At 61.1% G+C, this 23373-nt stretch carries 24 protein-coding genes; 15 read left to right on the top strand and 9 right to left on the bottom strand.

Annotated elements, in window-relative coordinates; translation table 11 throughout:
- Window positions 1-33 precede the first annotated feature (33 nt).
- Window positions 34-1146, top strand: coding sequence for a pyridoxal phosphate-dependent aminotransferase (locus EV130_RS20055; RefSeq protein WP_132661139.1), 1113 nt, complete (start codon window positions 34-36; stop codon window positions 1144-1146).
- Window positions 1147-1285: 139 nt separating this feature from the next.
- Here EV130_RS20055 and EV130_RS20050 read toward each other — a convergent pair whose 3' ends face one another.
- The gene (locus tag EV130_RS20050; RefSeq protein WP_074060670.1) at window positions 1286-1552 is read right to left on the bottom strand and encodes a sel1 repeat family protein; all 267 of its coding nucleotides are present in this window, start codon (window positions 1550-1552) and stop codon (window positions 1286-1288) included.
- Between the two features lie 441 nt (window positions 1553-1993).
- Here EV130_RS20050 and EV130_RS20045 point away from each other — a divergent pair, with 441 nt between their 5' ends.
- Window positions 1994-2332: a DUF2147 domain-containing protein gene (locus tag EV130_RS20045; protein WP_165918555.1), complete on the top strand. Its 339-nt coding sequence runs from the start codon at window positions 1994-1996 to the stop codon at window positions 2330-2332.
- Window positions 2333-2753: 421 nt separating this feature from the next.
- Here the strand turns inward: EV130_RS20045 and EV130_RS20040 are convergent, their stop codons facing one another.
- A complete protein-coding gene (locus EV130_RS20040; RefSeq protein WP_074060669.1) occupies window positions 2754-3455 on the bottom strand; it encodes a glutathione S-transferase family protein in 702 nt (233 codons plus the stop codon).
- A gap of 164 nt (window positions 3456-3619) precedes the next feature.
- Between EV130_RS20040 and EV130_RS20035 the strand changes: the two genes are divergently transcribed.
- Together EV130_RS20035 and EV130_RS20030 are read left to right on the top strand one after the other, a co-directional pair.
- Complete coding sequence (locus tag EV130_RS20035; RefSeq protein WP_165918550.1) at window positions 3620-3790, top strand: hypothetical protein; 171 nt, start codon at window positions 3620-3622, stop codon at window positions 3788-3790.
- Window positions 3791-3852: 62 nt separating this feature from the next.
- Window positions 3853-5358 carry an AMP nucleosidase gene (locus tag EV130_RS20030; RefSeq protein ID WP_074060668.1) on the top strand — a complete coding sequence of 502 codons (1506 nt, stop codon included), beginning with the start codon at window positions 3853-3855 and terminating at the stop codon, window positions 5356-5358.
- 6 nt (window positions 5359-5364) lie between these two features.
- Here the strand turns inward: EV130_RS20030 and EV130_RS20025 are convergent, their stop codons facing one another.
- Complete coding sequence (locus EV130_RS20025) at window positions 5365-5583, bottom strand: hypothetical protein (RefSeq protein ID WP_132552084.1); 219 nt, start codon at window positions 5581-5583, stop codon at window positions 5365-5367.
- Window positions 5584-5737: 154 nt separating this feature from the next.
- On the opposite strand from EV130_RS20025, the gene EV130_RS20020 reads away from it, so the two are divergent.
- From EV130_RS20020 to EV130_RS20010, 3 genes are all read left to right on the top strand, one after another.
- On the top strand, window positions 5738-6088 hold the full coding sequence (locus tag EV130_RS20020) for a YciI family protein (RefSeq protein WP_132552083.1): 351 nt from the start codon (window positions 5738-5740) through the stop codon (window positions 6086-6088).
- Window positions 6089-6099: 11 nt separating this feature from the next.
- Window positions 6100-6459: a YciI family protein gene (locus tag EV130_RS20015; protein ID WP_132552082.1), complete on the top strand. Its 360-nt coding sequence runs from the start codon at window positions 6100-6102 to the stop codon at window positions 6457-6459.
- A gap of 233 nt (window positions 6460-6692) precedes the next feature.
- Entirely contained in the window at window positions 6693-7937 is a 1245-nt protein-coding gene (locus tag EV130_RS20010; protein WP_132552081.1) for an RNA polymerase sigma factor, read from the top strand.
- On the opposite strand, the gene EV130_RS20005 is transcribed toward EV130_RS20010, so the two are convergent.
- Window positions 7905-8867 (bottom strand): lysylphosphatidylglycerol synthase domain-containing protein, encoded by a 963-nt coding sequence (locus tag EV130_RS20005; protein WP_132552080.1) that lies wholly within the window; start codon window positions 8865-8867, stop codon window positions 7905-7907. The two genes, EV130_RS20010 and EV130_RS20005, sit on opposite strands and share 33 nt — an antisense overlap.
- Before the next feature lie 74 nt (window positions 8868-8941).
- Between EV130_RS20005 and EV130_RS20000 the strand changes: the two genes are divergently transcribed.
- The gene (locus EV130_RS20000) at window positions 8942-9955 is read left to right on the top strand and encodes a glycosyltransferase family 2 protein (protein ID WP_074060661.1); all 1014 of its coding nucleotides are present in this window, start codon (window positions 8942-8944) and stop codon (window positions 9953-9955) included.
- A 125-nt stretch (window positions 9956-10080) separates the two neighbouring features.
- Window positions 10081-11589: a glycosyltransferase family 39 protein gene (locus EV130_RS19995; protein ID WP_132661134.1), complete on the top strand. Its 1509-nt coding sequence runs from the start codon at window positions 10081-10083 to the stop codon at window positions 11587-11589.
- On the opposite strand, the gene EV130_RS19990 is transcribed toward EV130_RS19995, so the two are convergent.
- Window positions 11586-12953 (bottom strand): aspartate aminotransferase family protein, encoded by a 1368-nt coding sequence (locus tag EV130_RS19990; protein ID WP_132552078.1) that lies wholly within the window; start codon window positions 12951-12953, stop codon window positions 11586-11588. The two genes, EV130_RS19995 and EV130_RS19990, sit on opposite strands and share 4 nt — an antisense overlap.
- An 80-nt stretch (window positions 12954-13033) precedes the next feature.
- On the opposite strand from EV130_RS19990, the gene EV130_RS19985 reads away from it, so the two are divergent.
- Entirely contained in the window at window positions 13034-14389 is a 1356-nt protein-coding gene (locus EV130_RS19985) for a glutamine synthetase family protein (protein WP_074063096.1), read from the top strand.
- Window positions 14390-14484: 95 nt separating this feature from the next.
- Complete coding sequence (locus EV130_RS19980) at window positions 14485-15351, top strand: nickel-binding protein (protein WP_132552077.1); 867 nt, start codon at window positions 14485-14487, stop codon at window positions 15349-15351.
- Here EV130_RS19980 and EV130_RS19975 read toward each other — a convergent pair.
- The gene (locus EV130_RS19975) at window positions 15317-16261 is read right to left on the bottom strand and encodes a diacylglycerol/lipid kinase family protein (RefSeq protein WP_074060657.1); all 945 of its coding nucleotides are present in this window, start codon (window positions 16259-16261) and stop codon (window positions 15317-15319) included. The two genes, EV130_RS19980 and EV130_RS19975, sit on opposite strands and share 35 nt — an antisense overlap.
- Window positions 16262-16571: 310 nt before the next feature.
- Between EV130_RS19975 and EV130_RS19970 the strand changes: the two genes are divergently transcribed.
- Window positions 16572-17789 carry an MFS transporter gene (locus EV130_RS19970; RefSeq protein ID WP_132661131.1) on the top strand — a complete coding sequence of 406 codons (1218 nt, stop codon included), beginning with the start codon at window positions 16572-16574 and terminating at the stop codon, window positions 17787-17789.
- Here EV130_RS19970 and EV130_RS19965 read toward each other — a convergent pair.
- Window positions 17760-18152: a winged helix-turn-helix transcriptional regulator gene (locus EV130_RS19965; protein WP_074060654.1), complete on the bottom strand. Its 393-nt coding sequence runs from the start codon at window positions 18150-18152 to the stop codon at window positions 17760-17762. The genes EV130_RS19970 and EV130_RS19965 overlap by 30 nt on opposite strands.
- Window positions 18153-18256: 104 nt before the next feature.
- Here EV130_RS19965 and EV130_RS19960 point away from each other — a divergent pair, with 104 nt between their 5' ends.
- Window positions 18257-19270 carry a zinc-binding alcohol dehydrogenase family protein gene (locus EV130_RS19960; RefSeq protein WP_132661129.1) on the top strand — a complete coding sequence of 338 codons (1014 nt, stop codon included), beginning with the start codon at window positions 18257-18259 and terminating at the stop codon, window positions 19268-19270.
- A gap of 269 nt (window positions 19271-19539) precedes the next feature.
- Window positions 19540-20916 (top strand): magnesium transporter, encoded by a 1377-nt coding sequence (mgtE, locus tag EV130_RS19955; protein ID WP_132552074.1) that lies wholly within the window; start codon window positions 19540-19542, stop codon window positions 20914-20916.
- Between the two features lie 300 nt (window positions 20917-21216).
- Here the strand turns inward: mgtE and EV130_RS19950 are convergent, their stop codons facing one another.
- Complete coding sequence (locus EV130_RS19950; protein ID WP_420493368.1) at window positions 21217-21738, bottom strand: Lrp/AsnC family transcriptional regulator; 522 nt, start codon at window positions 21736-21738, stop codon at window positions 21217-21219.
- Window positions 21739-21832: 94 nt separating this feature from the next.
- Between EV130_RS19950 and EV130_RS19945 the strand changes: the two genes are divergently transcribed.
- On the top strand, window positions 21833-22735 hold the full coding sequence (locus tag EV130_RS19945) for a DMT family transporter (RefSeq protein ID WP_132552073.1): 903 nt from the start codon (window positions 21833-21835) through the stop codon (window positions 22733-22735).
- 74 nt (window positions 22736-22809) lie between these two features.
- Here the strand turns inward: EV130_RS19945 and EV130_RS19940 are convergent.
- The coding region (locus EV130_RS19940; protein WP_207900891.1) for a 4Fe-4S dicluster domain-containing protein at window positions 22810-23373 on the bottom strand (564 nt) is incomplete at its 5' end.

Raw genomic sequence — 23373 nt, 5'->3', positions numbered from 1 at the left:
CGATTTTTCATCATCCCGGGAACCTGCATTTCGATGTCCGCCTTCTCGCGCTTCACGCCGCTTGTCAGCGCCCTTCCTTCCACCGTTCCCTTTGTCGGTCCCGAAGCCATCGAGCGAAAGCGCGGTCTCAAGGTCGAGGCCCGCATCGGCGCCAATGAAAACGGCTTCGGCCCCGCGCCCTCCGTGCTTGCCGCCATGCGCGAGCAGGCGGGCGATATCTGGAAATATAACGATCCGGAAAACTTCGATCTCCGCGAGGCGCTGGCTGCCCATCTTGGCGTCACGGCAGCCAATATCGCGCTCGGCGGCGGCATCGACGAACTCCTCGGCCAGATCGTTCGCATGGTGATCGAACCGGGAATGCCGGTCGTCACGTCGCTCGGTGGCTATCCAACCTTCAATTTCCATGTCGCGGGCTTCGGTGGACGGCTGGTGACAGTGCCCTACATCGACGATCGCGAGGATCTCCCCGGCCTGCTCGATGCGGTAAAGCGCGAAAACGCCCCGCTCGTTTACTTCGCCAATCCGGACAATCCAATGGGAAGCTGGTGGGATGCGGACAGCATCGTCGCCTTCGCCCGCGCCCTTCCGGAAACCTGCCTTATGGTGCTCGACGAGGCCTATAGCGAAACCGGCCCTGGCGGTTCACTTCCCTCGATCGAGGCGCTGATCGGCCTTCCGAACGTCGTGCGCACCCGTACCTTCTCGAAGGCCTATGGTCTGGCCGGGGCTCGCGTCGGCTATGCCATCTCGACGCCCGGCACGGCGCTGGCCTTCGACAAGATCAGGAACCACTTCGGCATGAACCGGCTGGCGACGGTGGCGGCACTCGCCGCGCTCAAGGATCAGGCCTATCTTGCTCAGGTTGTCGGCAATATCCATGCTGCGCGCGAGCGCATCGCATCAATCGCCCGCGCCAACCAGCTTTCGCCGCTTCCATCAGCCACGAACTTCGTCGCAATCGACGCCGGACGCGACGGTGCCCATGCCCGCTCAATCGTCGACGGGCTGATGCAGCACGGCGTCTTCATCCGCATGCCGGGCGTGGCGCCACTCGACCGCTGCATCCGCGTCAGCGTCGGACCGGAGCGGGATATGGCACGCTTGGAGGAAGCCCTGCCCCGGGTTCTCCGCTTGCTGGACTAAATGGAAAAACCGCGCCGGCCTTGTTCCTGCCGGTCGCGGTTTTCGTTCTCCCTGGCCCGGGCGCCGTCCAAAGCGCTCCGCCCGTCCCCTCTTTTGAGGTTGTTGTTTTTTTCCTTGCGCCCTCGCGCCGAAGACGGTCTCAGTGGATCGTCATCCATTCACGGGCGGCGCGGAGTGCCGCGGCGAGCTGCATCTTGTCCATCGTGGCGGCGACATCGGCGCGAAGCTCGGCAGCGCGGTCGTTGCCCTTGATCGCGGCGATGTTCAACCACTTGTGCGCAGCGACGAGATCGATGTCGCAGCCGCGGCCTGTTGCATACATGAGGCCCATTTCGCAGAAGATATCGGCGTTGTTGTCGCCACCCATGGTGGCCATTTCAGCATTGTGCATTTCAAAGCGTGCCATCGGTTTAATCCCTGTTCAGTCTATTTTCGACTTGCCCTGTTTTACCTTCCAGGCCCTGCCGTCTATTGCAGCTTTGGGTCCCTTCGGTCCGGCGAGTTTGCCCCGCTCGTTTGATGGCTCCACTATGCCGCTCCGCTTTCAAAAAACGCCTAAAATGCATGATTAATTTGAGACAAACAAAGTCCAAACGCTTGGTAAAATTGGGTTTTCGTTAAACATCCGAGTCCCTGCGCATTAAGGACTTTCCGTACAATTTTACGAAAGATTCATTTTTGAAAATCAACCCTTCGTTCACCACGAAAACAGTCGGCAAGAAGCGAGCTGGAAACAATTCGGCGACGAAGGGCCTTGGAAATCGGCAAAATTTCACGATTGCCGGCTGTTTACCTTTACGTCCGCGTAAGTTATTTTCGCCGCGCTCAAGACATCAGGGAGGAAATGGTGATCCGCATACTTGTTCTCGCCGGCGCCGCGACGCTTTCAGCCAGCCTTGCTTGCGCTCAGGAGCCGATCGTCGGCACCTGGAAGACCGCCTCGGGCGAAACCGCCCAAATCGCTCCTTGCGGCAGCAGCTATTGCGTGACGCTGAAAACCGGCAAATTCGCGGGCAAGAAGATCGGCACGCTTGCCGGCACCGGCGCCACCTATGACGGTGAGATCACCGACCCTAAAAGCGACAAGACCTACAGCGGCTCGGGAAGCCTCTCCGGCAATTCGCTGAAGATGAAAGGCTGCGTGCTTAAGGTGCTGTGCAAGTCGCAGACCTGGACGCGGCTTTGAAATCAAAAGCAGTTGGGCAATTGCTGCCCGGCCTCAGCGACCGAAAGCGTGCCTGAATGCAAAAACCGATGAACATGCCAGCAATGCGGCTGCAGCGTGTTGCGAGGCCCACGTGCTGCACTCCATTAAGCGACGCCGACTGAACAATGCGCCCGCAACACGATGACCGCCATCTTACTGAATGACGACCGATCATCGGCAATTTCGGCAAGAGCAGTCTTCCTTCCTGTCGATCGGCGGCATCAATTGACTTCACGATGGCTTGCTGGGTCGTTCCGGCCTTCTGACCGGCTCTCAGCCACAAGCAAAATCTGCAAACTCACCGCTGAAGCTTCTCGAACAAGGAAGGACGCCCCAACAACGTGTTTCGGGCGACCTCTTTTTTAATTCGACATTCCAGCCATGTTCCGAGGTGCCGCCTTCAGCGGGCGCGCTGGCCGAAGAGAACCTTCTGCGCTTCCTTGTCCTCGGCGAGATTCGTCTGGCGTTCGCGCTCTTGCTTGCCGACCTCGATGCCCCTTAGAACCGCCGGGCGCTGATGCATGCGCTCGAACCAAGCCTTGAGGTTCGGAAAATCATTGAGGTCCTGTCCCTGCCGCTCGTAGGGGATCACCCAGCCGATGCAGGCCATGTCGGCGATCGAATAGTCGCCGGCGAAGTAGCCCCGGCCTTCCAGCCGCCTGTTCATCACGCCGTAGAGGCGGTTGACTTCGTTCGTGTAGCGGTTGATGCCGTATTCGATCTTTTCCGGCGCATAGCTGCGGAAATGGTGCGCCTGGCCTGCCATCGGACCGAGGCCGCCGACCTGCCAGAACAGCCATTCTTCCACCTGCACGCGCGTGCGCTCGTCCTGAGGATAGAACTTGCCGTATTTGCGGCCGAGGTATTGGAGAATGGCACCCGATTCGAAGACGGAGATCGGCGCGCCGCCGGGGCCGTCCGGATCGATGATCGCCGGCATGCGGTTGTTCGGCGCGATTTTCAGGAAGTCGGGCGCAAACTGCTCGCCCTTGCCGATATTGACGTACTTCACCTCGTAGGGGACGCCCAGCTCCTCGAGCATGATGCTGATCTTAAAGCCGTTCGGGGTCGGCCAATAATAAAGTTCAATCGGTGCGGTCATGAAATCTCCTTTGCGGGACTAGACACATAAGTTGCCAAGCGGCGCCTTCAAGTCGTCAACCATTGTGAACGCCAAATGAACCGGAACCTCAGCACCCGTTCAGCCGGCGTGTGGCAAGACTTGTCTCAACGATAAGACGCATATCGGCCCCAAGGAACATTGACGTGCTTATTCTCGCAAGACGCTTCACCGTCATCACGCTGTTCGCGGCGGTTTTCGCGATCACATTCTCGGCAGCGGTCGTGCGCGGTGGCGGGGGCGGAGCACAATCGCATTTCGGTGCGAACTACACCTGCCTCAACGTGACCAGCCCCTTCTGTACGAGTGTCCGCTGAATTTCTGACGCGGGCCGAAGGTGCGTCGCTTGCTTGTTAAAAAGGGCAACCTATAATGCGCCATGAGCAAACGAATCTCTCCATTACCTCTTGATATTTCCTCGCCACCTGCCTTTGAACCGCAAAGCTTCGACGATCCAGCGCAGGCCGTCGATGCGCTGACTGCGCTTTACGAACGCAATACCGCCTTCCTGATCGACAGTTTTTCGAAGCTTGCCAAGGGCGCGCCGATTTCCTCGCGCTACCGCGCCTTCTACCCTCAGGTCAGCATCGAGACGACCAGCTTCGGCCATGTCGACTCCCGCCTCTCCTACGGGCATGTGACGGCGCCGGGTGTTTATACGACGACCGTCACCCGGCCGAAGCTTTTCCGTCACTACCTGAAGGAACAGCTGGCGCTCTTGATGAGAAGTCATAACGTTCCGATCGTCGTGTCCGAATCCTCGACGCCGATCCCGCTGCATTTCGCCTTCGGCGAAGGCGCCCATGTCGAGGCGTCGGCCTCGACCTTCATCGACATCCCGATGCGCGACCTCTTCGACACGCCGGACCTCAATACGACCGACGACGAGATCGCCAACGGCGAATATATCCCGGCGCCGGGCGAGCCTTCGCCGCTTGCGGCCTTTACGGCCCAGCGCATGGATTATTCGCTCGCCCGCCTTGCCCATTACACGGCAACGAGCGCGCAGCACTTCCAGAACTTCGTGCTTTTCACGAACTACCAGTTCTACATGGACGAATTCTGCTCCTGGGCGCGCGAGACGATAGCCAAAGGCGGCGGCGAAGACGGCTATACGGCCTTCGTCGAGCCAGGCAACATCATCACCCATGCCGGATCGTGCCAGCCCGAAACCGATGCCACGGCCCCCCGCTTGCCGCAGATGCCTGCCTATCACCTGAAGAAAAAGGGCCATGCCGGCATCACCATGATCAATATCGGCGTCGGCCCCTCCAACGCCAAGACGATCACCGACCACGTGGCCGTTCTGCGCCCACATGCCTGGCTGATGCTTGGTCACTGCGCCGGCTTGCGCAACAGCCAGCGCCTCGGTGACTATGTCCTGGCGCACGCCTATATGCGCGAGGATCATGTCCTCGACGACGACCTGCCGGTCTGGGTGCCGATCCCCGCGCTTGCCGAAGTGCAGGTGGCGCTGGAGGCAGCTGTCGCCGAAATCACCGGTTACGAAGGCTTTGAGCTCAAGCGCATCATGCGCACCGGCACCGTCGGCACGATCGACAACCGCAACTGGGAATTGCGCGACCAGCGCGGCCCTGTGAAGCGGCTCTCCCAGGCGCGAGCCATCGCGCTCGACATGGAATCGGCAACGATCGCGGCCAACGGCTTTCGCTTCCGCGTGCCCTACGGCACACTTCTTTGCGTTTCCGACAAGCCGCTGCATGGCGAGCTGAAACTGCCGGGCATGGCGACCGCCTTTTATCGAACACAGGTCAACCAGCACCTGCAGATCGGCATCCGCGCCATCCAGAAGCTTGCGGCCATGCCGCCGGAGGCACTGCATTCACGCAAGCTGCGCAGCTTCTTCGAGACTGCCTTCCAGTAATCCGCTTCACTTCACTTCTGCCACCGTGCGATCCGCAATCATTTGCGGGGCGCCAGGGCTTGCGGCCGCAATCTCCAGTCCTGCGATGACCACGGCAAACACCGCAAAGGCAACCATCATCCGCCCAAGGATCTGGCCAGTATCCGTCTCGTAAAGCTCATCGCGGGACTCCTGCCTGTGGCGCGCCCAGATGAGACTTGCAATGGCCATTTCCAGAACTCCCATGTCCTTCACTCCTTCATTTGTCGATGGAGCTTTGTCGAATGCACGCCGACGATTTCGACAGGCCGGGTGAAGGAAAGATTTTTTTCTTTGCTGTCGATTTCCGCCTAGTCTCTTCGTCAACATGCCGTGAGAGGCAGCCAGCAGGAGGCAAGCGATGAAATATCTGTGTCAGGGGTGGTTTGGGCCATCCGCGCTCGAGCGCATGAGGAAAGAGGAGAAGACGAGCCTCGACAGGGATTTGCCTGGTTATGAAGGGGACCTCGTCGCATGCGGCCACATGATCCGCGCCGAGCCTCTGCAATCGCAGAAGAGTGCGGTGACCAGCCATGTGCGCAATGGAAAGGTGTCGGTGACCGATCGCCCCTATGTTGAGACGAAGGAACAGATCGGCGGCCTCAGCCTGATCGAGGCCAATGACCTCAGCGACGCGATCCGTATCCCAGCTGGTATTCGACTGGCAAAGTTCGGCAGCATTGAAATTCATCCTGTCCACACGTTCGACTGAGGAAGCACGCCATGAAGTTTCTTTGCCAGGTCTGGTTCGATACCGAAAAAAGCAAGCTGGTCCCGCAGGAAGAGTGGGAGGCGCTGACTAAAGAATGCATCGTCAGTGACGATCTCTGGCACGATCGCGGTTTTCTTCAGGAAGCGCTTGCGCTGCGCGAGCCCGCCTCGGCAGTCACTCTGCGCATCCGCAAGGGCACGACGGTTGCGACCGATGGTCCTTTCGCAGAAATCAAGGAGCACCTCGGCGGTTTCGTATTGCTCGAAGCCACGGACATGGAGGAAGCGAAATCGATCGTTTCGACTTTCCCGATCCTGAAATACGCCTCTGTCGAGATCCGTCCTGCCTATTCCATCAAGGATGAAGATTAGTTCGATGCGGCATGTTTTCGCCGAAAGAGACCGGCGAACTCGCCAGAGCGCATTTCAGCTGCAGTTCCGCAACAACGACGGCAGGCGACCGATGGGGCTCATGTCGAACCAAGAAGCATCTTGGGGGTTTCCTACGTGTCAAGCAACGGACTCCGCAGCGTCCAGGAGATTGCCGCACGCGTCGGCGCCATAAACTGCGGCCGGCGCGGATACTCACTTTACCGGAGTAGCATTTGGAGCAACTGATCGAGGACATCTACCGGGCCCAATCGAGACGGGTGCTGGCAACTCTCATCCGCCTGCTCGGCGATTTCGACCAGGCTGAGGAGGCCCTGCACGACGCTTTTGCGTCAGCCGCGCGCGCATGGCCGCGCGACGGTGTTCCCGGCAATCCTTTTTCATGGCTCGTTTCCACCGGGCGCCACAAGGCAATCGACCGTATCCGGCGGCGCTCGCGCTTCGATGCGTCCCTGAAGGACATCGAAGACAGCCTGTATGGCGAGGCCGACGCTGCGGAGATCGGCAACATGGAGCTTGTCGGCGACGACATGCTGCGACTGATCTTCACCTGCTGCCATCCGGCCATTCCATGCGAGGCCCAGATGGCATTGGCGCTGCGCGAAGTCTGTGGCCTGACGACCGAGGAAATCGCCCATGCATTCCTCGTTCCTACCCCGACCGTCGCACAGCGGATCGTGCGGGCGAAGAGCAAGATACGTTCAGATCGCATCCCTTACGAAGTTCCCGACCTCGACGAACTGCCGCAGCGCCTCGAGCGCGTGCTACACGTCATCTATCTCGTCTTCAACGAAGGCTATTCGGCCTCTTGGGGCACGGAAGTGGTCCGGGCCGACCTGACTGCCGAGGCGATCCGGCTGGCGCGGCTGGTGGCCGACTTGCTGCCACATCCCGATGTCGAGGGCCTGCTGGCGCTGATGCTGCTGCAGGATTCCCGCGGGCTGGCTCGGCGCGCAGACGACCGCAGCCTCGTCCTCATTGCAGAACAGGATCGATCGACCTGGGACCGCGGGAAGATAGAAGAAGGTATGGACCTGCTGCGGCGGGCGATGGAACCTGGCGAGGTGGGCCTCTACACTGTCCAGGCCGCCATTGCCGCCGAACATGCCAGGGCCAGAACGCCGGAGGCAACGGATTGGCCGCGCATCGCTGCCTATTACGACCTGCTGATGACGGCCCAACCCTCGCCGATCGTCGAACTCAACCGCGCAGTGGCGATCGCAATGTCGGAAGGACCACAAAGGGGCCTCGAGATCATCGACTGCATTCTGGCATCGGGCAAGCTCGGCAGCTATCACCTTGCGCATGCCGCACGCGCCGATTTCCTGCGCCAGCTCGACCGCAAGGCAGAGGCGATCACCGCCTATGAACGCGCGCTGTCCCTTTGTCAGCAAGGGCCAGAGCTGGCTTTCCTGCGCAAGAGGATATCACAGCTGACGGCGCCGCCCGAAGGGCAGTGAGATTGCGGTTCCCGTCAAGGCAGAGACGATGATCAACAGATGTGCATTGACGCTCGCCTGCGCCAGGGCCGCAAGCGCCGCCTTTCCGCCCGGTGCACCCAATGCAACGGCGCCTGCGGTGATGCCCGCGGGATAGGTGCCGACCCCGCCTGGCGCATGGACCGGAAGAACCGACGAAAGCTCGCCTCCAAGCGCGCCGCCGAAACTGGCCGTGAGCGGCGAAACGCCCATGAGGCTGAGCGCCCAGACGAGCACGACGACCTTCACCAACCAGTTCACCGCCGTCATGGCCCAGGCTCGCCCGAAGGCTGTGGCATCTGCGGGCAGGCCGTTGTCGATTTCCGTCAGGAAGCCCTGCGCCTTAGCGGGAAAGATCCGCAAGCCGAAGCGAAGCAAAGGCTTGCGGACCAGGAAAGCGGTGATCGGCAAAAGCAGGAATGCGGTCCACAAAAGCCAGGCCAGAACGGCATCCGGAGCGGCTGCCGCAAATCCGATGCCGGCTGCGGCAAGCAGCGCATGCAGATCGAGGAGACGCATGACAAGGAGAGCGGAGGTTGCACGCGTCAGCGGAATGCCGAATTCCGCGCGCATGAGAACCGGAAAACTCGTCTCTCCGGTGCGCAACGGCAGCATGATGTTGAGCAGGTTATGAACCTGCGTCACGCGGAAAAGCGTGCCGAACCTGCCCGCCGTCTCGCGTGGGAAGTAATCGAGAATGCGCCATGTCCGCAGGAAATAGGTACTGGTCAACAATGCAAGAGCAACGAGGATCGGCATAACGCCGACGGCCGCCCATTGGGCGATGATGGCCGACCATCCCCAGAACCACTCGATGAAAAGCGCATAGGCTGCGACGATGACGATCGTCAGCAGTGTCATTCGATTGCGCCCGAACCAGGATTGTCGACTGGCGCCAGCCGGAGAGTTCATGTACTAGGCTTCCTGACTTCAGTGGCCAAAACGCCGCTCGACTGGCCGTCACGGCCTTTTAGGAGCAATAACAGTTGCAGACAACGTCAGAGTCGCTGCAAAGCGCAAATGATCTAACGCAGTCGCTCGAACTTTCGCTTGTGGTGCCGGTCTTCAACGAGGAAGAAAGCGTCGGCACGCTTGTCGAACGGATATGCGACGCGATGGTCGCCTATCCCTACCGGTGGGAGCTTATCCTGGTCGATGACGGCAGCACGGATGCCACCCTCGTCAATGCCCGCAAGTATCTAGGGCGTGAGGGCCTGGCGCTCAGGATCGTCGAGTTGCAGCGCAACTTCGGCCAAACCGCTGCGATGCAGGCAGGCATCGATACGGCAAAGGGCCGGCTGATTGCGACGATGGACGGCGACCTGCAGAATGATCCGAAGGACATTCCTTCGATGATTTCCGAACTCGAGCGCCGTGAACTCGATCTCCTGGTCGGCTGGCGCAAGAACCGCAAGGACGGCCTGCTGCTGCGCAAGATTCCCTCATGGTGCGCCAACTATCTGATCGGCCGTATCACCGGCGTCAAGCTCCACGACTATGGCTGCAGCCTGAAGATCTATCGCGCCTCGATCATCAAGCAGGTAAAGCTGATGGGCGAAATGCACCGCTTCATCCCCGCCTGGGTCGCCGGCGTCGTCCCGAGCTCACGTATCGGCGAAATGGCCGTCACGCACCATGCCCGCCAGCATGGCCAGTCGAAATACGGCATCTCGCGGACCTTCCGGGTTATCCTCGACCTGCTGTCGGTGATGTTCTTCATGCGCTACAAGGCCCGGCCCGGCCATTTCTTCGGATCGCTCGGCCTCGGACTGGGAGCACTCGCAACGCTGATCCTGCTTTACCTGTTCTTCGACAAGTTCATTCTCGGCAACGATATCGGCACCCGCCCGATGCTCATGGTCGGCGTCGTGCTGCTGCTGTCGTCCGTGCAGTTGATCACGACTGGCATTCTGGCGGAGATGATTGCCCGCACCTACTATCGCGACGACGCTTCTCCGAATTACATCGTGCGGCAGATCTTCGATGGAAGCGACACTTGAGAGGCGAAGGGCAACTCGATGCGCCATCGAACCGGACGCCAACGGCTCGCTGACGCTCCCGCACCACTTTTGCAAGAGCGGTAACACCTTTGCGCTCGGCTATCTCTGGCCTAAACGGAAATGAAATGAACGAGGACACGCAAAAGGCCCGCAACGTCGACATGCGGTGGATTTTCGCGGTGCTCGCCGCATATTTTCTCCTACAGATTGCCGTTCGCGTGGCGATGCCGCCGACGCTCGGGCTCGACGAAGCCGAGCAGGCCTTCCGCTCGCAATGGCTTGCCGCCGGTTATGGCCCGCAGCCGCCTTTCTACAACTGGCTGCAATATGCCGCCTTTTCGATCAGCGGTGTCTCGCTGCTTTCGCTTGCCGTCGTCAAGAATGCGCTTCTTTTCACATCCTACGTAATTTACGGCCTGACAGCACGGATGATCCTGAAGGACAGCGTGCTGGCGATGATCGCAACGCTCGGGCTCCTGACGCTTCCGCAGGTTGCATTCGAAATGCAGCGCGACCTGACGCATACGGTCGCGGTGTTCTTCTCGGGCTGCGTCTTCCTCTATGGATTTGTCCGATCGCTCAAGAAGCCGGATGTGCTCTCATATCTCGTGACCGGCATCGGCATCGGCATCGGCCTGCTGTCCAAATACAATTTCGCCCTTCTGCCCGCTTCGGCGCTCTTGGCGGCGCTGATGGATCCGCAGATGCGCAAACGCGTCTTCGACCGGCGCATGGCCCTGACCATAATCACCGCTCTCGTCATCGTACTGCCGCATCTCTTTTGGCTGAAGGACAATCTCGGCTTTGCAACGGCCCGGACACTGAAAAAGCTGACCGACGGCGGCAATGCGAGCTACGTTTCTCAGGTCGCCACGGGTTCAGGCATGCTCGTTCTTGCAGTGATCGGCTTTTGCGCGGTCACATTGCTCGTCTTTGCGATCGCCTTCGGCAAGCCGTTTGCCTCGGCCCTTTCCGGCAGGTCCCAGTGGACGCAGCTCCTTGAGCGCATCATGCTTTTTTCCACCCTTGGCATCCTGCTTCTCGTCATCTTCGGCGGAGCAGCCCATATCAAGGATCGCTGGCTGGTGCCGCTCTTCTTCATCTTCCCGCTTTATCTTTGTCTCAAGGTCGAGGCATCGAAAGTTGCGGTTTCAGATCCTTTGCGCCGCTTCATGCCGATCGTCGCGATCATCATGATCACCGTTCCAAGCGTTCTCTTCGGACGCATCGCGGCTGCCACTTTGAACGGCGATTACGAGCGATTGAACGTGCCCTACGCTCAACTCGCCGCAGCGCTCCGGCAACAGGGCGAGCCTGCCGCCATACTGGCGGAAGGCAGCCTGCTTGCGGGGAATTTGCGGAAGGACCTTCTTCCGGCGACCGTGATTTCTACCGACTATCCGGGGTTCAAGCCTGTGGTCTCGATCTCGAAGCAGCGCCCGCTGCTCGTAGTCTGGCCGCTTACAACTTCCCAAGGCAATGCCCTGCCCGCCAGAGCCGCCGAGTGGCTGAAATCGATGCCGGAGCTCGGCAGCATCGCGCCTAAGGTTTCGACGATCGAGGTTCCGTATTACTACGCTCGCAATGGCGATTCCTATCGTTTTGGCTACGCGTGGGTCGCGCCTGCGGACTAGTTTTTCAGTTCCTTCCAGGCCGCATCCAGAGCGATCTTTGCGATCCGAGCCATTTCGTCCACCTCATCATGGCTGATGACAAGTGGCGGGGAGGCCAGCATCCGGTCGCCGGTGGCCCGCAGCACGAGGCCGTTTCCGAGCGCATGGTTGCGCACGAGTGCTCCGACCGCGTCGGGCTTTTCGAAGCGCGTGCGGGTCTTCTTTTCCGCAGTGAGCTGCAGCCCACCCATCAGGCCGATGCTCACTGCTTCGCCGACGAGATCATGGTCGCCGAGAGCGCCCCAGGCTTTGCCAAAATAAGGCCCGATGTCATTGCGGACGCGCTCGACCAGCTTTTCGTCCTCGATGATGCGCAAGTTCTCCAAAGCCGCCGCAGCGCAGACGGGATGGCCGGAATAGGTGAAGCCGTGGTTGAAGTCGCCGACCTCGTTGATCAGCACGTCGGCGATGCGGCCGCTGACCAACACGCCGCCGATCGGCAGGTAGCCCGATGAGAGGCCCTTGGCGATCGGCGCCAGATCTGGCTCAACGCCGAAATGCTGATGGCCGAACCATTCGCCGAGACGGCCAAAGCCGCAGATGACTTCGTCGGCAACGAGCAGGATGTTGCGCGCCTTGCAGATGCGGTCTATCTCCGGCCAATAGGTCTGGGGCGGGATGATAACGCCCGCTGCACCCTGCACCGGCTCCGCGACGAAAGCGGCGACATTTTCCTCGCCGAGCTCGTCGATCTTCGCCTCCAGTTCGAGCGCCACCTTAAGGCCGAATTCGCAAGGCGAGAGGTTGCCGCCCTCGCCGTACCAGTAGGGCTGGCCGATATGGACGATTCCGGGGATCGGCAGGTCGCCCTGCTCGTGCATGTATTTCATGCCGCCGAGGCTGGCACCGGCAACCGTCGAACCGTGATAGCCGTTCTTGCGGGCGATCACGATCCTCTTCGAAGGCTTGTCGACTGCACTCCAATAGACGCGCGCCATGCGCAACCAGGTATCGTTGGCCTCTGAGCCGGAGCTGGTGAAGAAGACATGGTTGAAGCGCGGGCCGGCATGAGCAGTCACCTTTTCCGCAAGCAGCGTCGTCGGCGTGCTCGTGGTGCCGAAGAAGGTATTGTAGTAGGGCAGCTCGTTCATCTGCCGCGCGACGGCATCTGTGATTTCCCTGCGGGCGTAGCCGATATTGACGCACCAGAGCCCGGCAAAACCGTCCAGATACTTCTTGCCGTGCGTATCCCAGATGTAGACACCCTCGCCGCGCTGAATGATGCGCGTGCCGTCGGCATTCAGCTTCTTCATGTCGGAGAAGGGATGTAGATGATGGGCGGCATCGATGGCGGCGAGATTTGAGCGCTGGTAAGTATCGGACATGATTTGCAAAACACCTGCGAAGATTGAAAGGTCCGTCTCAATGAGCTACGACCTTGGCCCTGTCCGAGGGGATTTTCAAGATGACGGCTGACATCACAAACGGCAAAGCTGCGACAGGCGAACCGGGGATCGAGATCCTGCTGGTCGGCATGAATGGGGATTTGCGGGGCAAGCAGATCCCGCTGGATGCCCAGAAGAAAATCTGGGAAGGCGAGGTGCGTCTCCCCTCCTCGACGCAGTCGCTCGATATCTGGGGCAACGACAATGACGACATCACCGCCCTGTCGCTGACGATCGGCGATCCGGACGGAAAGTGCATCGCCGATATGCGCAGCCTGGCGCCGATGCCCTGGGTGGCGCCGGAAGGCTCCATGCAGGTGCTGGCGACGATGCACGAATTCGACGGCAGCCCGAGCTTCATGGATCCGCGAGCGATCCTGGCGGCGGTGCTGAGGCGCTACGAAATGCGCGGCCTCACGCCGGTCGTCGCCACGGAACTCGAATTTTACGTGATGGAACAGGACTGGCGCGATACCGGCCGTCCCTCGCCGCCCAAAAGCCTGACCTATCGCGGAGAGCCGAACGGTTTCCAGCTTTACGACATGAGCGCCGTCGATGCGCTAGGCGCTTACCTGCAGACGGTGCGCGCCTATGCCAAGGCGCAGAACCTGCCTCTTGAGGCGACGTCGGCCGAATTCGGTCCCGGCCAGTTCGAAATCAACCTGCTGCACCGGCCGGATGCCTTGGCCGCCGCCGACGACTGCATTTACCTGAAGCGCATCGCCGAGCAGGCCGCCCGCAAGCACGGCCTCAAATCGACCTGCATGGCCAAGCCCTATTCCGAACATGCCGGTTCCGGCCTGCATGTGCATGCGAGCGTCATCGACGGGCAGGGCCGCAACATTCTCGATGCCGGGGGCGGCGAGCCGAAGCGGCTGAAATCCGTGTGCGCCGGAATGCTGAACACGATGCGCGAGGCGCAGCTGATCTTTGCGCCTTTCGCCAATTCCTACCGCCGCTTCCAGCCTGGGTCCTTTGCCCCCATCGACCTCACCTGGGGCAGCGGCCATCGCGGCACGGCGATCCGCATCCCGGACAAGAACGGGCCGGCAGCGCGCATCGAGCATCGCGTCGCCGGTGCAGATGCCAATCCTTACCTGCTTCTGGCCGCCATCCTCGGCGGCATGCTGCTTGGCCTCGACGCCGATCTCGATCCCGGCGAGGAGACAACGCCGTCGCATGTGCCCAAAAACTCGGCGCGGCTGACGCATGATTTCCTTTCGGCCGTGGAAAACTTTCGCGCATCGTCCTTCATCGCCGATATCTTCGGCGAGCGCTATCAGAAGCTCTACGGCGACACCAAATACAAGGAAGCCATCACCTATCTGCGCACGGTCTCCGACTTCGACTATCGGACATATCTGCCGCGCGTCTAGGGCCTGCCGGCGGCCATGTCAAAGGTGGACCCGGCGGTATCCAAGTCGTAGAATGAAACTTCCAAGAAGCGGAGGTTTCCGAAAGGATCGCGCAAATGGCTATCTTCATGGACCGGCATGAACTTACAGGAACGACGGCCGCCGACGTTGCCGAGGCGCATCGCAGAGACCTGGAGATTCAGGACCGGTATGGCGTTAAGTTCCTCACCTACTGGTTCGACCAGCGGCGCGGGACAGCCTTTTGCCTCATGGACGCGCCCGACGCGGAAACAGCCCAATGCGTGCACCGCGAAGCGCATGGCTTCGTCGCCGGCGAGGTTGTCGAGGTCGCGTTGTCGGCGGTCGAGGCGTTTCTTGGCCGAATTCACGATCCCGAGCCGGCGCCTGGACAAGCCTCAGGCGAGATGGATTCCGGCCACCGGGCCATCCTGTTCACCGACATCGTCGGCTCGACCGCGATGACATCGCGGCTTGGCGACCGCATGGCGACCGAACTGGTCAGGGCACATGATTCGATCGTGCACAGATGTCTCAGCCACTGTTCAGGCCGCGAGGTGAAGCACACCGGCGACGGCATCATGGCGACATTCGCCTCGACAGCGGCAGCCGTCGATTGCGCAAGGACGATCCAGCAGGAATTCAAACGTTACAACCGCGGAAACCCTGAGCCGATCCATGTTCGCATCGGAGTGGACTGCGGCGAGCCCGTCGAGGACAGCGACGACCTGTTCGGCTCCACCGTGCAACTTGCAGCGCGCTTGTGCTCGGCCGCCTCCGCCGACCATATCCTCGTGTCGGAGAATATTTTCCGGGAGTACGGCACCGCTGATCTCTTTACTCATGCAACGCGCCGGCGTTTGAAAGGATTTGCAAAGCCCGTATTGGCATTCCGATGCGAATGGGCCGATGCTGGCGTGAAGCGGCAGACTAAGCAGCAGGCTCCCGCCGCTCGGCCTCATTGACCTGCGCGGCAAGGCCCTGCTTGACCAGCACCTTCAGCTCTTCTGGATGCAGCTTGATGGCAATGTCGCGTTCGAGCGGCAGAAGCTCGCCGTCCATGACGCAATTGGCCTTTGCCCTCAGCTTCGGGAAATGCAGATGCACTTCGGCCGGATGCATGACCATCACATCGGCATTTTCGCGGACCTTGCCGCGCAGCATGTCGACGGCAAGACGGGCGACGCCGATCGGCTTCAGCGGTTTTGCAGTGTAGAAGCCAAGCTCGCCGCTGCGCAGGTCATCGGCATAAAGAAGCGCGTTCTCGCCGAAGGGATTGTTGGAAACCGAAACGGCCGATACGCGGCGCGTCTCGCGCACGCCGAGCGCCTGGAACTCGACCTCGAATTCCGGCGGGTTGAGCACGACGCCGAAGGCTGCGCGGAGGCTGGCGCGCATCTTGCCGAAACGGGAGCGATAGCTGAAGGAGTTGCGGTATCGCACCATGCGCGCATGAAGTCCTGCCGAGAACTGGTGGATAAAGGGCCGGCCGTTGGCGCTTGCAATGTCGACATGATCGACCTCGCCGGTAGCCAACACATCCAGCGCCTGCCAGATATCAAGCGGCACTTTCAGCGAGCGGGCAAACAGGTTCATGGTTCCGGCCGGTACGACACCGAGGGCGACCCCGTTCTTCCAGGCGATCGAGGCCGCTGCCGATATCGTGCCGTCACCGCCGCCCGCCACGATACCGTCGATATCGTCGCGCCGGGCGGCCCGCTCCATCGCCGGAACGATCTCCTTGCCGGAAAAGACGATGGCCTCGAAATCATGTCCCGCTTCCCGGAAGGTCGCTTCTGCCCGCTTTTCGTAGGCCTCCATATCGGTGGTACGGAAAATACCGCCGTCTCTGTTGAAAAAACCTACAAGCTTCATCAGGGGTGCCGTTCCTCGGGTCGTGGCGTCTCAGTCAGTGCTCCTTAAGATGGTTGGACCCACTTCGTTTTCAAGCGCGCCATGCAGGCGACCGTCCTGGCAGCGAGCCGGCCGGCCTGAATATTGCAATGCACGTATGCACATAGCAGGACGCTGCACTGCAAAAAACGCACTCGACGCTGATGGCACGATCCCCGATGATTTCAATGATGGAGACAACCTGTTCTCCGTCTCCCGCCAAAGAAACGGCCGACATCCTCAGCGCCCGCTCTCCGGATGGCCTCCCTACTGACATGCCTCAGGAGCTCGCGTGAGCCAGATCGCCGTAGACCATTCCATCGATTCCAGTCCGGCTGGCGAAGCCCCCTCCCCGCTGGCGATCGCCCTGGTGCAGCTGGCGCTGGCCTGCGGCGGCTTCGGCATCGGCACCGGAGAATTCGCCATCATGGGCCTGCTGCCGAACGTGGCGGACACGTTTTCGGTTACCACCCCGCAGGCGGGTTACGTCATCAGCGCTTATGCGCTCGGCGTCGTCATCGGCGCACCCGTGATCGCAGTCCTCGCCGCCAAGGCGACACGACGCTCACTGCTCCTGCTGTTGATGGGCATTTTTGCAGTCGGCAATATCTTGAGCGCACTGGCCCCGACCTTCGAGAGCTTCACCGTGATGCGCTTCATCACCGGCCTGCCGCACGGTGCCTATTTCGGCGTCGCCGCGATTGTCGCTGCTTCGATGGTGCCGGTGCACAAGCGGGCACGAGCTGTCGGCCGGGTGATGCTGGGTCTGACGATCGCAACCGTCCTTGGCACACCACTTGCGACGGTCTTCGGCCAGTCGCTCGACTGGCGCGTCGCCTTCACCTGCGTCGGCGTCATCGGCCTCGTGGCCGTGGCGCTCATCTGGTACTACGTGCCGCGCGACCAGGTCGCGGACGGTGCCGGCTTCCTGCGCGAGCTTGGCGCCTTCAAGCGTCCGCAGGTCCTCCTGACGCTCGCCATCGCAGCCGTCGGCTATGGCGGCATGTTCGCGATGTTCAGCTATATCGCCGGTACGACCATGAAGGTCGCAATGCTGCCGGAAAGCATGGTTGCCGTCATGATGGTCCTCTTCGGCGTCGGCATGAATGCCGGCAACATCGTCGGCTCACGGCTTGCCGACAAATCGATCATGGGGACGATCGGCGGCTCGCTGGTCTTCAACATCGTCGTGCTGACGCTGTTTTCGCTGACGGCATCAAGCCCCCTTATGCTGGCGATCTGCGTGTTCCTCGTTGGCTGCGGCTTTGCGGCCGGTCCTGCGCTGCAGACGCGGCTGATGGACGTCGCCGCCGATGCGCAAACGCTTGCCGCCGCCTCAAACCACTCTGCCTTCAACATCGCAAACGCACTCGGCGCCTGGCTCGGTGGCCTTGTGATCGCCTGGGGCTACGGCTTTGCGGCAACGGGCTATGTCGGCGCCGTGCTGTCCTTGTTCGGCCTGCTCGTCTACGCCGCCTCGCTACGCCTGGAGCGCAGCCGGCGCGCATGAAGGATCGCGCAGTTCGTGGCCTTGCGGACGGCAGAAGACATATTCTTCGCCCCAGGCCGCCAATGCGCGGATGATCGGCTTCAGCGTTTCGCCAAGCGGCGTCAGCGCATATTCCACACGCGGCGGCACGACTGGATAGACCGTGCGCGAAACCAGGCCGGATTGTTCCAGTTCCCGCAGCTGCTTGGTCAGCATGCGCTGCGTCACCGCTGGCAGCTTCCGGCGCAATTCGTTGAAGCGCAACGTTCCGTCCATGAGGTGGAACAGGATGACACCTTTCCATTTTCCATCAAGATGGCTCAGCGTCGCCTCGACCGGACAGCCGGGGAAATTCTTGGTCAGCTTCGCGCGGGGCAACGACATTTTACAGTATCCTTTTTGGTACTACGTACAGAATTGGTGCATTCTTGCAGTCGTTGGACATAAGGCGCATCTAGCCTCCGTGCAACGAACATGGGAGTTTTCCAATGCGCGCCGTCGCCTACAAGATCCCGCAGCCTATTTCCGCCGAAACCTCGCTGATCGATGTCGACCTGCCGGTTCCGGAGGCGATCGGGCATGACCTGCTCGTCGAGGTCAAGGCCGTTTCCGTCAATCCGGTCGATGTGAAAGTGCGGGCACATTCGGCACCGCCGGCAGATGAAGTGAAGGTTCTTGGCTGGGATGCAGCTGGCATCGTCAAGGCCGTGGGTCCGGACGTCACGCTCTTTAGGCCCGGAGACGAAGTGTATTACGCCGGTGCCATCAATCGCCCGGGCACGAACGCGGAATTCCATCTCGTCGACGAGCGCATCGTTGGCCGCAAGCCGAAAAGCCTAGGTTTCGCGGCCGCCGCCGCACTGCCGCTGACTTCGATCACAGCCTATGAAGCACTGTTCGATCGATTGAAGGTTCGCGACGCGGTCCCGGGTGCTGCTCGCGCGCTCCTCGTCATCGGCGGTGCCGGCGGCGTCGGCTCGATCGCCATCCAGATTGCCCGCGCGCTGACCGATCTGACGGTCATCGCAACCGCCTCCCGTCCCGAGACACAGGTCTGGGTGAAGGAACTTGGCGCGCACCACGTCGTCGATCACTCCAAGCCGATCGCCCCGCAGGTCGCAGCTCTCGGCATCGGAGCTCCGGGCTTCATCTTCTCGACAACCAACACCGACAGCCATATCGCCGACATCGTCGAGGCAATCGCACCGCAGGGCCGTTTCGCGCTGATCGACGATCCGACGTTCCTCGACGTCGTGCCCTTCAAACGCAAGGCCGTTTCAGTGCATTGGGAGCTGATGTTCACACGGGCGCTCTTTTCGACGCCCGATATGATCGAGCAGCACAACCTCCTCAACAAGGTGGCGGAGCTTGTGGATGCCGGCAAAATCCGCACGACACTCAGCCAGACCGTCGGCGCGATCAATGCTGCCAATTTGAGAAAGGCGCATTCGATGATCGAGAGCGGCAGGATGAAGGGCAAGGCCGTGCTGGCCGGCTTCTGAGGGGCACCGATATTCCGCGCATATTGCCGCACTCGGACGCGGTATTGTGCTCGCAAACCACCGCCGCTTGACTTTTGTCAATCGGAGGAGCAGGTCTTACGGCACGCGGATGACAGCGCTTTTTCCGCGGATATCAACGGAGCCATCAACCCGATGTCAAGCGACAGTAGCAGTCGATTGCCCTTGCCGTACGCGGCCGCCGTGCGCTGACCGACCCCTGTCGGGCTCGCCCGCCGGACGCTGCGGCGGATCGACGGAAAGGCGAGCCAGTGAACATCAATCGCTTCCCCCTGCGGACAGACCATGCTGCCCGCTTCTTTGCCAACGACCGTCTCGCAGTGGTCACCACCGCAGAGCGCGTCGAGCGTCTCAACATACTCGACATCCCGGAGGCAGCGGCCATCCTCGCCACGCTTCCGCAGCACAAGGCCGTCCGCATTCTCGGCAGGCCGGAGCTGCACAACGCTGCCGCAATCCTTGCCGAGATGCCGCTCGAGCATGCCGCTCGGCTGCTCAATGCCACGGCAAACGATCGCGTCGCCGATCTCTTCCATGAATTGGACGAGGATTCCCGCGCCACTCTTTTCGCAAAGCTCGATCGCGCGACGGCGCTCGCCGTCAAGCACCTGATGGGCTATCCGCCGCGCACGGCCGGCAGCATCATGACGACCGAGTTCGTGAGCGTTCCGGACGCCTGGACCGTTGCCGAGACGCTCGACCATGTTCGCCAGGTCGAACGCTCGCGCGAGACGGTCTATGCGATCTACATCCTCGACACGGCAACGCAACGGCTGAGCGATGTCGTGACACTGCGCCGCCTGATCACCGGCGAACCGCAGGCATCGGTTCTTTCCGTGGCCCAGAAGGGCGGCGTCGTTTGCTGCGATCCGCTGATGACGCAGGAGGACGTCGCCCGGCTGATCCGCAAGCACAATCTTTTGGCCCTGCCGGTCGTCAGCGACGACGGCCACATGCTCGGCATCGTCACCGTCGATGACGTCATCGACACGATGATCGCAGACACGACCGAGGACGCCCAGAAGTTCGGCGGCATGGAAGCCCTCGGCAAGCCTTACATGAAGATCGGTTTTGCCGGCATGATCCGTAAACGGGCCGGTTGGCTTTCGGCCCTTTTCCTCGGCGAGATGCTGACGGCAAGCGCCATGCAGTATTTCGAAGGGGAGTTGGAGAAGGCGATCGTGCTGACGCTCTTCGTCCCTCTCATCATGAGCTCGGGCGGCAATTCGGGGTCGCAGGCGACGTCGCTCATCATCCGTGCCCTGGCGCTCGGCGAGCTCAAGCTTTCGCACTGGTGGCGCGTGCTCTTGCGCGAGCTGCCGACCGGTATCATGCTTGGCGCCATCCTCGGGCTCGTCGGCTTCGGCCGCATCGTCCTGTGGCAGAAAATCGGCCTCTACGACTACGGCGAACATTGGCTGCTCGTCGGCGCCACCGTCTTCGCCGCGCTGGTCGGCATCGTCACGTTCGGCTCGCTCTGCGGCTCGATGCTGCCGTTCCTGCTGCAAAGGCTTCGCCTGGACCCCGCCAGCGCCTCGGCACCGTTCGTCGCGACACTGGTCGACGTGACCGGCCTGGTGATCTACTTCTCCGTCGCCCTGCTCATCCTCAGCGGAACGTTGCTCTAGCCAGGCCATCCCCTTCTTTTCTGGCGCAGAATGGCCGGTGGCTCGTCCTCAGAGCCGATGAGGGTCGAGCGCCGAAGGAAATCGACCAAGGCTACGGTCGGCATGCACTACCTTGTCCCGTGCTGTTGATCCCTCATCCCTGTGGTTGCCACAGGGATGAGGCAGTCGGACGCGCCATGGCTGGATTGTCCTGACAACGACAGGAATGAGAAAATCGAGGACGAGCCTTTCGCCAAAATCAAGGCTCGCTCGCATTTTGCCTCCATCTGCTTCACCGGCTGACCTGGCGGGCGTGCAGATCTACTTCCCCTTCGGCAGCTTCAAGGGCCCGTTGGTCTTCATGCTGCGGATGGCGAAGTTCGAGCGGATGTCGCTGACGTTCGGCAGCCTCAGAAACGTATCGGTGAGAAGCCGTTCGTAGGCAGCAAGGTCCTCCACCACGACTTCTGCCAGAAAATCCGCGCTTCCAGAAATCAGGAAACAGGATACGATCTCAGGGATCGCAAGAAGAGCCGCCTGCTGGGCTTCAGAATTCTCACGGCTGTGATGGGCCACCTTGAATTCGACCAGCACCGTCAGCCCCAGCCCTACCTCCTTCCGGTCGATATCGGCGCGGTAGCCTCGGATCACACCGGCCTTCTCGAGGTTGCGGATCCGCCGCAGGCAAGGCGATGGCGAGAGATTCACCCTTTCGGCGATTTCGACGTTGGTGGCGCGTGCATCCTCCTGCAGGCATTCGAGGATGGCCAGATCGAATTTATCGAGATTCGGCATAATTCCTAACTTGAGCCTTGATTGTTGGCAGATAATTGCTGGTAGCATGTTTTTGACGCTACAGATAGCAAGGACATGCCCTGACCATCGGGCCTATCCTTTTCTTGGTCGGACACCACCCCTGACAAGAAAGGACAGACCGATGACCAGCTTTGGCATCACCAACGAGAAGTCCCCATCCCTCTTCACCGGTTATGCGGGCGCAACCATCACCGTGCTCATCTGGGCGACGTGGCTTCTTGCGACCCGCCACAGCGCAGCAACGCCGCTTGGCGCGATCGATATCGGACTCATCCGCTACGGAATTCCTGCGCTTGCCCTTTCGCCCGTTTGGCTCAAGACCGGCCTGCTGCCGAAGGGCGTTCGGCTACATCTGCTGGCATTGATGGTGGCCGGCGCAGGTGCAGTCTTCTTTCTCGTCACCACGCTTGCCATCCATGCGACCCCGGCAGGTTCCTCGGGCATCCTGCTCGGCGGCTCCATGCCGCTTGCGACGGCACTCATAGGCATATTCGTCTTCGGGGAGCGGCCGGACATTACCCGCGCGCTCGGCCTCACCGCGATCGTCGGCGGCGTGCTCGTCCTGCTTGTACAAAGCCTGGGGGATGCATCGCTGCCGTGGACGAGCTTCGTGCTTTTGCCGGCGGGCGCCGTTCTTTGGGCAAGCTATACGCACGCCTTCCGCCGCAGCGGGCTCACCGCCATTCAGGCGAGCGCCCTGATCGCCGTCTGGTCGTTCCTGATCATTGCAGGCCTTGCCGCCGGCTTCGGCACCTCGCTGGCCCGGGCAAGCGCCGAGGATCTGGGACTGCAGGTCCTGAGCCAGGGCATCCTGTCCGGGCTTGTCGCGATGCTTGCCTACGGCACTGCCGTCAGAACGCTGGGCAGCACGCAGGCAGCTGCCTTTACGGCGATCACGCCGGTGTTGGCAACGATTGGCGGGGCAATCTTGCTGGGCGAGGAAATCGGCCTGGCAGAAATCGCAGCCGCTGTCATCACGGGAACGGGCGTAGCGTTGTCGACGGGGATCGCCGCCCGGCGCTGAACAAGACCCAGACACACGGAGCCCGGCGGCCTTGCCGGGGCTCCCTGTGTTTTGAAAATCGAGCCTGCTCGACCTCACATATTCGGGTAGACCGGCCCCTCGCCGCCCTGCGGCGGCACCCAGTTGATGTTCTGGTTCGGGTCCTTGATGTCGCAGGTCTTGCAGTGGACGCAGTTCTGGGCGTTGATGACGAAGGTGTCCTTGCCGTCCTTCTCTACCCATTCATAGACCCCGGCCGGACAGTAGCGCGCCGACGGTCCGGCAAAGATATCGTGCTCGGACGACTTCTGCAGCGCCATGTCTTTCACCTGCAGATGCACCGGCTGGTCCTCCTCGTGATTGGTGTTCGACAGGAACACCGAGGACAGCCGGTCGAAGGTCAGGACTCCATCGGGCTTCGGATAGGCGATCGGCTTATGCTTTGCGGCCGGCTCCAGCGACTGCGCATCCGTCTTGCCGTGGCCGAGCGTGCCGAAGACGGAAAAGCCGAACAGCGTGTTCGTCCACATGTCGAGGCCGCCAAGCGCCACGCCGAGCGCCGTGCCGAACTTCGACCACAGCGGCTTGACGTTGCGGACGCGCTTCAGGTCCTTGCCGATATCGCTTCGGCGCCAGCCGTTTTCGATCTCGATCACTTC

This window comes from Rhizobium azibense (assembly GCF_004342325.1).
Taxonomy (GTDB): Bacteria; Pseudomonadota; Alphaproteobacteria; order Rhizobiales; family Rhizobiaceae; genus Rhizobium; species Rhizobium etli_B.
The sequence above is the reverse complement of the archived record's forward strand: the minus strand, read 5'-3'. Positions and strand labels throughout refer to the sequence as shown.

Coding starts and splice junctions, on each gene's coding strand:
- EV130_RS20055 (WP_132661139.1), top strand. CDS start 34: ATGTCCGCCTTCTCGCGCTTCACGCCGCTTGTCAGCGCCCTTCCTTCC.
- EV130_RS20050 (WP_074060670.1), bottom strand. CDS start 1,552: ATGGCACGCTTTGAAATGCACAATGCTGAAATGGCCACCATGGGTGGC.
- EV130_RS20040 (WP_074060669.1), bottom strand. CDS start 3,455: ATGACCGCACCGATTGAACTTTATTATTGGCCGACCCCGAACGGCTTT.
- EV130_RS20030 (WP_074060668.1), top strand. CDS start 3,853: ATGAGCAAACGAATCTCTCCATTACCTCTTGATATTTCCTCGCCACCT.
- EV130_RS20025 (WP_132552084.1), bottom strand. CDS start 5,583: ATGGGAGTTCTGGAAATGGCCATTGCAAGTCTCATCTGGGCGCGCCAC.
- EV130_RS20020 (WP_132552083.1), top strand. CDS start 5,738: ATGAAATATCTGTGTCAGGGGTGGTTTGGGCCATCCGCGCTCGAGCGC.
- EV130_RS20015 (WP_132552082.1), top strand. CDS start 6,100: ATGAAGTTTCTTTGCCAGGTCTGGTTCGATACCGAAAAAAGCAAGCTG.
- EV130_RS20005 (WP_132552080.1), bottom strand. CDS start 8,867: ATGAACTCTCCGGCTGGCGCCAGTCGACAATCCTGGTTCGGGCGCAAT.
- EV130_RS19995 (WP_132661134.1), top strand. CDS start 10,081: ATGAACGAGGACACGCAAAAGGCCCGCAACGTCGACATGCGGTGGATT.
- EV130_RS19990 (WP_132552078.1), bottom strand. CDS start 12,953: ATGTCCGATACTTACCAGCGCTCAAATCTCGCCGCCATCGATGCCGCC.
- EV130_RS19985 (WP_074063096.1), top strand. CDS start 13,034: ATGACGGCTGACATCACAAACGGCAAAGCTGCGACAGGCGAACCGGGG.
- EV130_RS19980 (WP_132552077.1), top strand. CDS start 14,485: ATGGCTATCTTCATGGACCGGCATGAACTTACAGGAACGACGGCCGCC.
- EV130_RS19975 (WP_074060657.1), bottom strand. CDS start 16,261: ATGAAGCTTGTAGGTTTTTTCAACAGAGACGGCGGTATTTTCCGTACC.
- EV130_RS19965 (WP_074060654.1), bottom strand. CDS start 18,152: ATGTCGTTGCCCCGCGCGAAGCTGACCAAGAATTTCCCCGGCTGTCCG.
- EV130_RS19960 (WP_132661129.1), top strand. CDS start 18,257: ATGCGCGCCGTCGCCTACAAGATCCCGCAGCCTATTTCCGCCGAAACC.
- EV130_RS19950 (WP_420493368.1), bottom strand. CDS start 21,738: ATGCTACCAGCAATTATCTGCCAACAATCAAGGCTCAAGTTAGGAATT.
- EV130_RS19945 (WP_132552073.1), top strand. CDS start 21,833: ATGACCAGCTTTGGCATCACCAACGAGAAGTCCCCATCCCTCTTCACC.